Origin of the sequence: Piscinibacter sp., assembly GCF_050175855.1 — a bacterium.
In the GTDB taxonomy this organism is placed as follows: Bacteria; Pseudomonadota; Gammaproteobacteria; order Burkholderiales; family Burkholderiaceae_C; genus Piscinibacter.
Genome location: NZ_JBFXIO010000244.1, coordinates 1 through 8,005, shown reverse-complemented (window position 1 = coordinate 8,005; position 8,005 = coordinate 1). Strand labels below are relative to the sequence as shown.

Annotated in this window: 6 protein-coding genes; 5 read left to right on the top strand and 1 reads right to left on the bottom strand. The window is 71.4% G+C overall.

The window, feature by feature from the left end; genetic code table 11:
• The 4 genes from AB7U92_RS17330 to AB7U92_RS17315 all read left to right on the top strand — a co-directional run.
• Window positions 1-1,136 (top strand): PQQ-binding-like beta-propeller repeat protein (locus AB7U92_RS17330; RefSeq protein WP_428579616.1); only part of this gene is annotated, 1,136 nt, incomplete at its 5' end.
• A gap of 160 nt (window positions 1,137-1,296) precedes the next feature.
• The gene (locus tag AB7U92_RS17325) at window positions 1,297-1,989 is read left to right on the top strand and encodes a hypothetical protein (protein WP_428579614.1); all 693 of its coding nucleotides are present in this window, start codon (window positions 1,297-1,299) and stop codon (window positions 1,987-1,989) included.
• A 7-nt stretch (window positions 1,990-1,996) separates the two neighbouring features.
• Window positions 1,997-3,397, top strand: a complete 1,401-nt coding sequence (locus AB7U92_RS17320) for a sensor histidine kinase (RefSeq protein WP_428579611.1) — start codon at window positions 1,997-1,999, stop codon at window positions 3,395-3,397.
• Between the two features lie 114 nt (window positions 3,398-3,511).
• The gene (locus tag AB7U92_RS17315; RefSeq protein WP_428579608.1) at window positions 3,512-4,735 is read left to right on the top strand and encodes a patatin-like phospholipase family protein; all 1,224 of its coding nucleotides are present in this window, start codon (window positions 3,512-3,514) and stop codon (window positions 4,733-4,735) included.
• A 52-nt stretch (window positions 4,736-4,787) separates the two neighbouring features.
• Here the strand turns inward: AB7U92_RS17315 and exaC are convergent, their stop codons facing one another.
• On the bottom strand, window positions 4,788-6,311 hold the full coding sequence (gene exaC / locus AB7U92_RS17310) for an acetaldehyde dehydrogenase ExaC (protein ID WP_428579605.1): 1,524 nt from the start codon (window positions 6,309-6,311) through the stop codon (window positions 4,788-4,790).
• Between the two features lie 314 nt (window positions 6,312-6,625).
• Here exaC and AB7U92_RS17305 point away from each other — a divergent pair.
• On the top strand, window positions 6,626-8,005 hold a 1,380-nt coding region (locus AB7U92_RS17305; protein ID WP_428579602.1), incomplete at its 3' end, for a sigma-54-dependent Fis family transcriptional regulator.

Sequence of the window (8,005 nt, the reverse complement as noted above, 5' to 3'; positions counted from 1 at the left end):
CGCGCAACCCGAAGACCGGCCAGTTGGTCTGGACGCGTCCGGTGGTCGAAGGCCACATGGGCTACACCTTCGACAAGGACGGCAACAAGAAGGAGAACGGTGTCTCCGGCACCGCCGGCAAGAGCTGGCCGGGCGACCTGTGGAAGACCGGCGGCGCGGCCACCTGGCTGGGGGGCACCTACAACCCGAAGACGGGCCTGGCCTACTTCGGCACCGGCAACCCGGCGCCGTGGAACAGCCACCTGCGCAAGGGCGACAACCTGTTCAGCTGCTCGACCGTCGCCATCGACGTGAAGACCGGCCAGATCGTCTGGCACTACCAGAACACGCCGAACGACGGCTGGGACTTCGACGGCGTCAACGAGTTCGTGACCTACGACGACGGCGCGCAGGTGCTCGGCGGCAAGGCCGACCGCAACGGCTTCTTCTACGTCAACGATGCGAAGACCGGCAAGCTGGTCAACGCCTTCCCGTTCGTCAAGAAGGTGACCTGGGCCACCGGCATCGACCTGAAGACCGGCCGGCCGAACTACGTGCCGGAGAACCGCCCGGGCGACCCGACCGCTGGGGCCGACGGCAAGAAGGGCAACGTCGTCTACTCGGCGCCGTCGTTCCTCGGCGGCAAGAACCAGATGCCGATGGCCTACTCGCCCGACACCAAGCTGTTCTACGTGCCGGCCAACGAGTGGGGCATGGAGATCTGGAACGAGCCGATCACCTACAAGAAGGGCGCGGCCTATCTCGGCGCCGGCTTCACGATCAAGACCAACAGCGATGGCCCGATCGGTGCGCTGCGCGCGATCGACCCGAAGAGCGGCAAGATCGTCTGGGAAGCCACCAACAACGCGCCGCTGTGGGGCGGTGTGCTGACCACCGGCGGCAACCTCGTGTGGTGGGGCACGCCGGAAGGCTTCCTGCAGGCCGCCGACGCGAAGACGGGCAAGATCGTCTGGAAGTTCCAGACGGGCTCCGGCGTCGTCGCGCCCCCGGTGACCTGGGAAGACAAGGGCGAGCAGTATGTCGCCGTGGTCTCGGGCTGGGGCGGTGCCGTGCCGCTGTGGGGCGGCGACGTGGCCAAGAAGGTCAACTACCTCGAGCAGGGCGGCTCGGTGTGGGTGTTCAAGCTGTTGAAGTGAGACCCTGACGAAGGCGCGCCGCCGATCGGGAACCGTTCCCGGGACAGGCGGCGCGCGCGACGGCACACTGAGGCCGTCCACGATTCGCATCCGTCGACTTTGGCGCCACGCTCCGCGACCCGCGGGCGTGGCGTTCTTCTTTCGTGGCACGATCGGCGCCATGACACGCCTGCTCGCCGCGCTGACGTTCGCCTTCCTGTCGTTGAGTGCTCATGCCGCCGACCGCCCGTACGTCTTCGCCAACAGCGGCGCCGCGGAAGAAGACGAGGAGCAGGTCTGGTCAGTAGAGAATTGGTACCGCAAGGCCGGCCGGCAGGCGTCGCTGACTGTCGCACCCGAGTACGCCTTCGATCCCGACAACTCGCTGCAGGCCGAGTTCCGCCGCGTGGTCGACCGGTACAACGGCAACGGCCACGAGCTGGAGATCGAGTTCAAGCACCTGTTCAACCGCATCGCGCGCGAAGGCTGGGGCTGGGGCGTGGTGCTCGCGCTCGACATGGAGCGGCCGAAGGGCGGGCCGTGGGAACGCGCCGCAATGTCGGTGAGCCTGCCCTTCACCTGGCAACCGGGCGAGGCCGAGACCAGCCGCGTGCACCTCAACGTCGGCGTGGCCAAGCCGCGCGAGGAGCGGCGCGTATTCACCGCGGTGATCGCCGGCGAGCACGAGGTGTGGCGCCGCACGTCGCTGTTCGCCGAAGTCGCGCGCGACCGCGAAGGCACGCTGCAGCACGCCGGCGTGCGCCACTGGCTCAAGCGCGAGCGCCTCGCCGTCGACGTCGCCTGGCAGCGCGTGCGCAGCGACGAGGTGCGCGGCAGCGGCGTGGTGCTGGGCATCGCCTGGTACGACCTCTGATCGCACGGTGAGCGATCCGCGCGTGCCGCTGGACCTGCCGCGCCGCGTCATGCGGCGCGCGCTGGCAGTGGCGGCGATCACCGTGCTGGCGGCCCTGGCCCTGGGCCTGGCGCGCACCAACGCCGACATCGACAGCGAGGTGAACGCGGCGGTGTCGCTCGCCGCCACCATGGAACGCCTGTCGCGTGCCGGCGAGCTCAGCGATGCGCAGCTCGTCGCACTGCTCGCCTGGCGCGGCGAGGAGACGCCCTTGCGCCACCTCTCGCTGTCGCTGCGCGACGCCACCGGGCGGCTGCTGGTCGGGCGGCTGCCGCCGTCGTCGGCCTCGCCGATGATCGAGCGGCTGGTCGACTGGCACCGGCGGTGGCGCCCCGGCGCGGCAATCGAGCCGGTCACCTGGACCCTGGAGCGGCCCGGCAAGCCGCCGTGGATCCTCACTCTCGCCGCGCAGCCCGACAGTGAGCGCCGCGAAGCCGCGATCTACCTCGCCAGCCTGCTGGGCGTGCTGCTGGCCGGGCTGGTGGTGATGATGGTGGTGATGGGCTGGAACGTGCGTTCGGCCTTCCGCCCGCTGCAGGGCATGCTGGCGGCCATCGGCCGCATCCAGGCCGGAGACACCGCCGCCGCGCGCGCCATGCCGACGATGCCGATCGGCGAGCTGGAGCAGATCGCCGCGGCGCTGCGTTCGCTCGGCGCCGCGCTCGACGCCGCGCAGGCCGAGCGGCGGTTGCTCGGCCACAAGGTGCAGTCGCTGCAGGAGGAGGAGCGCATGCGCCTGGCCCGCGAACTGCACGACGAGTTCGGCCAGCGCCTCACCGCGATCCGTGTCGATGCAGCGTGGCTCGCGCAGCGCCTGAAGGATCTGCCCGACGTGCAGCCGGTGGTGCAGGGCATGAGCGAGCAATGCGCGGCGATCCAGAGCGACGTGCGCAACCTGCTGGCGCGGCTGCAGCCGCTGGCCGGCGCCGGAGAGGCCATCACGGTGGCCACGCTCGCCGAGCTGCTCGGCGGCCTGGCCGACGGCTGGCGGCGCAGCGCCAGCGGCGCGCTGCGCGTGCACCTCGACATCGACGCGCCGGCGCAGCGTACCCTGCCGCACGACCTCGCCCTGGCGCTGTACCGCATCAGCCAGGAGGCGCTCACCAACGTGGCACGGCACGCCCAGGCCTCGGAGGTGAGGCTGAGCTTGCGCTGGCCCGACGGCGGCGATGCGATCGAGTGGTCGGTGGCCGACGACGGCATCGGCCTGCCCGATGGCGACGCCGCGCTGCGCCGCGGCAACGGGCTGGCCGGCATCAAGGAACGCGTGTGGGCCTTCGGCGGCGACCTGTCGCTGAGGGCCGCGAGGCCCGGGAGCGGCAGACCGGGCTTGCGGCTGTCGGCAGTCCTTGGCGTACCGCCCGCCTAGGACGGCAGGCATCGCGCGGGCACGTCGAGCCCATGCGCCCGCAGGGCCTTTGCCGCTTCGCGCCGGCGCGAATAACATGCGCCGCACCGGCAGCCCGCCCGAAAGGAGATGCGCATGTCGCCGAGCCGACGACGCCTCATGGTCGCGAGCGCGGCCTCCTGTGCACTGCCAGTCGTGATGCTGCAGGGCTGTGCCAACGCGCCTGCCTTGCCGCCCATCCCGGCCGAGCTGGTCGACGTCGCCGAGGTGCCGGGCTTTCGCGGCATCCGGGCGTTCGGCGATGGCTCCGGCCGCAAGGAGATGGACCTGTGGGGTACCGGAGGACCGTCGGGCTTCACGAGCCACGACGCCATGGCCGGCAAGGGGCCGCTGCGCGTGCTCGCCATCTCGGGCGGCGGCTCGAACGGTGCCTTCGGCGCCGGGGTGCTGGCGGGGTGGAGTGAAACCGGCCAGCGGCCCGAGTTCGACATCGTCACCGGCGTGAGCGTCGGTGCGCTGGCGGCGCCCTATGCCTTCCTCGGCCCGGGGTTCGATGCGCAGATGTCGCAGCTCTTCACCGGCCTGAGCTCGGAGAACATCGTGAAGCCCCGGCCCCGCTTGCTGGCCCTGTTCAACGACGCGCTCGCGTCGTCGCAACCGCTGCGCGAGCTGATCGCGCAGCACTTCGACGCCGGCATGATGCGCGCGGTGGCTCGCGAACACCTGCGCGGCCGCCGCCTCTTCGTGGGCACGACGCATGTCTACGCCAGCCGGCAGGTGACCTGGGACCTCGGGGCGATCGCGTCCACCGGCAAGCCCGAAGCCCTGGCGCTGATTCACCAGATCCTGCTGGCCTCCGCCTCGGTGCCCATCCTGCTGCCGCCGGTCTACCTCGAGGTGGAGGCGGGCGGCCGCCGCTTCCACGAGATGCACATGGACGGCAGCCTCACGCGCCAGCTGTTCGTATGGTCTCCCGCGTTCGACTGGGCCAAGGTGATGCAGGCGCACCGGCATCGCGGGCGACCGGAGTTCTACGCCATCCGCAATGGGCGTGCGAAGTCGGAGTACATGGTGATGCCGCCGAACGTCGCGGCGCTCGGCGAGCACGCGATGTACCTGATGTCGCAGTCGCAGGGCGTGGCGGACCTGTACGTCGTCTACACGCAGGCGCAGCGGGCGGGTGCGCAGTTCCGGGCCGCTTGGATCGGCGACGACTTCGAGGCGAGCTGGGACCAGTGGTACGACCCCCGCTACGTCCAGTCCCTGTTCGCCCACGGCCGGACGCGTGCCGCCAGCGGCGAGGTGTGGCGCTCCGCGCCGCCCGGCTTCGAGGCCGGTGCGCCGGGCGCCACACCCTGATGGATCCGGGACGAAGAGCCTGCGCGGGCGCGGGCTCTTCGAGACGCTTCGCTCAGAAGAAGCCCAGGGCGTTGGGCGAGTAGCTGACCAGCAGGTTCTTGGTCTGCTGGTAGTGGTCGAGCATGGCCTTGTGCGTCTCGCGGCCGATGCCCGATTCCTTGTAGCCGCCGAAGGCCGCGTGCGCCGGGTAGGCGTGGTAGCAGTTGGTCCACACGCGGCCGGCCTGGATGGCGCGGCCCATGCGGAAGGCACGGCTGCCGTCGCGCGTCCACACACCGGCGCCCAGGCCGTAGGGCGTGTCGTTGGCGATCGCCAGCGCCTCGTCCTCGGTCTTGAAGGTGGTCACCGCCAGCACCGGGCCGAAGATCTCCTCGCGGAAGATGCGCATCGAGTTGTTGCCCTTGAACAGCGTCGGCTGGATGTAGTAGCCGCCGGCCAGGTCGCCGCCGAGCTGCGCCTTGCCGCCGCCGGCCAGCAGCTGCGCGCCTTCCTGCTTGCCCAGCTCGAGGTAGGACAGGATCTTGTCCATCTGCAGGGCCGAGGCCTGTGCGCCCATCATGGTGTCGGTGTCCAGCGGGCTGCCCTGCTTGATGGCCTTCACGCGATCCAGCGCGCGGGCCATGAAGCGGTCGTAGATCGATTCCTGGATCAGCGCGCGGCTCGGGCAGGTGCACACCTCGCCCTGGTTGAAGGCGAACAGCACCAGGCCCTCGATCGCCTTGTCGAACAGCGCGTCGTCGGCCGAGGCGATGTCCTCGAAGAAGATGTTCGGGCTCTTGCCGCCCAGCTCCAGCGTGGCCGGGATCAGGTTGCCGGCGGCGGCCTGCGCGATCACGCGGCCGGTGGCGGTGCTGCCGGTGAAGGCGATCTTGGCGATGCGCTTGCTCTGCGCCAGCGGCATGCCGGCCTCGCGGCCGTAGCCGTTGACGACGTTGAGCACGCCCGGCGGCAGCAGGTCGGCGATCAGTTCGGTCAACACGAGGATGCTGATCGGCGTGCTCTCCGCGGGCTTGAGCACCACGCAGTTGCCCGCGCCGAGAGCCGGCGCGAGCTTCCACGCCGCCATCAGGATCGGGAAGTTCCACGGGATGATCTGGCCGACCACGCCCAGCGGCTCGTGGAAGTGGTAGGCAATGGTGTGGGCGTCGATCTCGCTGAGCGCGCCTTCCTGCGCGCGCAGGCAGCCGGCGAAGTAGCGGAAGTGGTCGACCGCCAGCGGGATGTCGGCGTTCAGCGTCTCGCGCATCGGCTTGCCGTTGTCCACCGTCTCGGCATAGGCCAGGCGCTCGGTGTTCTGCTCGAGGCGGTCGGCGATCTTCAGCAGCACGTTGGCACGCTCGGCCGGCGAGGTGGCGGCCCATTTCGCGGCGGCCGCGTGGGCGGCGTCGAGCGCGCGCTCGATGTCGCGCTCGTTGGAGCGCGCGGCCTGGGTGTAGACCTTGCCGCTGATCGGCGTGACGACGTCGAAGTACTGGCCATCGACCGGCTTGACGAACTGGCCGCCGATGAAGTTGTCGTATGCGCGCTTGAACTCGACCGGCGCGCCGGCGGTGTTGGGATGGGCGTAGAGGGTCATGGCTTGTCTCCGTCCGGAAGGTGGTTGGAATGGCCGCACGATCCGGATGCCGCGCGGAACCGGGCGGGCCCCATCGCACGCGGCGTGCCAGCGCGGTTCGCGCACGAATCGCCTGATCCGGCGCAAGAACCGGGTCAGGCGACGGCGCGAGACTGTGCCGTCGCTGTCCCGCGGCGCGGCACTGTCACGAAGCGGGACAGCCCCAGGCCCGATTTCCGCCGAAGTGCTTGCGCGTGCGCAGCCGGTGGGTAGGCTCGAAGCTTACGTGCCCGAGGCACGCCGAGGCTCGCCAGAAGCCGCCACAGGAGACAACGATGCAGCACGCCATCGCCACCCGTTCCGCCGCCGCGCGCCTGCGCGAGGCCCGCCGCCAGTTGCTCGAGCAGGGCGACGTCGCCCCCGGCCTGATCACGCCGGCGCTGCAGCGCAGCTGGCAACGCAGCGCGGGCTTCGGCCTGGCGCCGCTCGGCCGCATGCCCGGCGCGCCGCATGCCTCCGCACCGCAGCTGGCGCGCGCGCTCGACCACCAGCGCGAGCTGGTGGCTCATGCGCGGCCGGTGATGGAGTACCTGTTCGACCAGACCCGCGACACCGACAGCATGGTGATCCTCGCCGATGCGCAGGGCATGCTGCTGCAGGCGCTGGGCGACGCCAGCTTCGTCGATCGCGCGCAGCGCGTGGCGCTGCGCCCCGGCGCCAGCTGGCACGAGCAGTGGCGCGGCACCAATGCCATCGGCACGGCGCTGGCCGATGCCGCGCCGGCGGTGGTGCACGCCGGCGAGCATTTCCTCGAGCGCAACGGCTTCCTCACCTGCACCGCCGCGCCGATCGCCGACCCCTGCGGCCGCGTGCTGGGCGTGCTCGACATCTCCGGCGACCACCGCGGCTACCACCGCCACACGCTGGCGCTGGTGCGCTCGGCGGCGCGCATGATCGAGCACCGCCTGTTCGACACCCGCCACGGCGCCGGCCTGCGCGTGCGGCTGCATGCCCAGCCCGAGGGCATCGGCACGGTGGCCGAGGGCCTGCTCGCGCTGACCGAGGAAGGCTGGATCACCGGCGCCGACCCGACCGCCCGCGCCATGCTCGGCCTGGCCAGCGCCGACGGCCGCGCGCGCGGCATCGACGAGCTGCTGCAGCTCGGCATGGACACGCTGTGGGCCTGGGCACGCCAGGGCGGCACGGCGCCGCACAGCGTGCGCCGCCACGACGGCAGCGTGCTGTGGTTGCGCGTCGAGGCGGGCCGTGCGGTGCTGGCGCTGCAACCGGGCCGGCCGCTGCCGCGCAGCAGCGCGCCGGCCGATGCGCTGGCCGCGCTGGACAGCGGCGACGCCGCGATGCGTGCCGCGGTCGACCGCGCGCGGCGCGTGCTCGACAAGCCGATCGCGCTGCTGCTGCAGGGCGAATCGGGCGTCGGCAAGGAAGTGTTCGCTCGCGCCGTGCACGCCTGCAGCGCGCGGCGTGAGTCGCCCTTCGTGGCGGTGAACTGCGCCGCGCTGCCCGAGGCGCTGATCGAGGCCGAGCTGTTCGGCTACCGCGCCGGCGCCTTCACCGGCGCCAGCCGCGACGGTGCGCCGGGCCGCATCCGCGAGGCCCATGGCGGCACGCTGTTCCTCGACGAGATCGGCGACATGCCGCTGCCCCTGCAGGCGCGGCTGCTGCGCGTGCTGCAGGACCGGCAGGTGCTGCCGCTG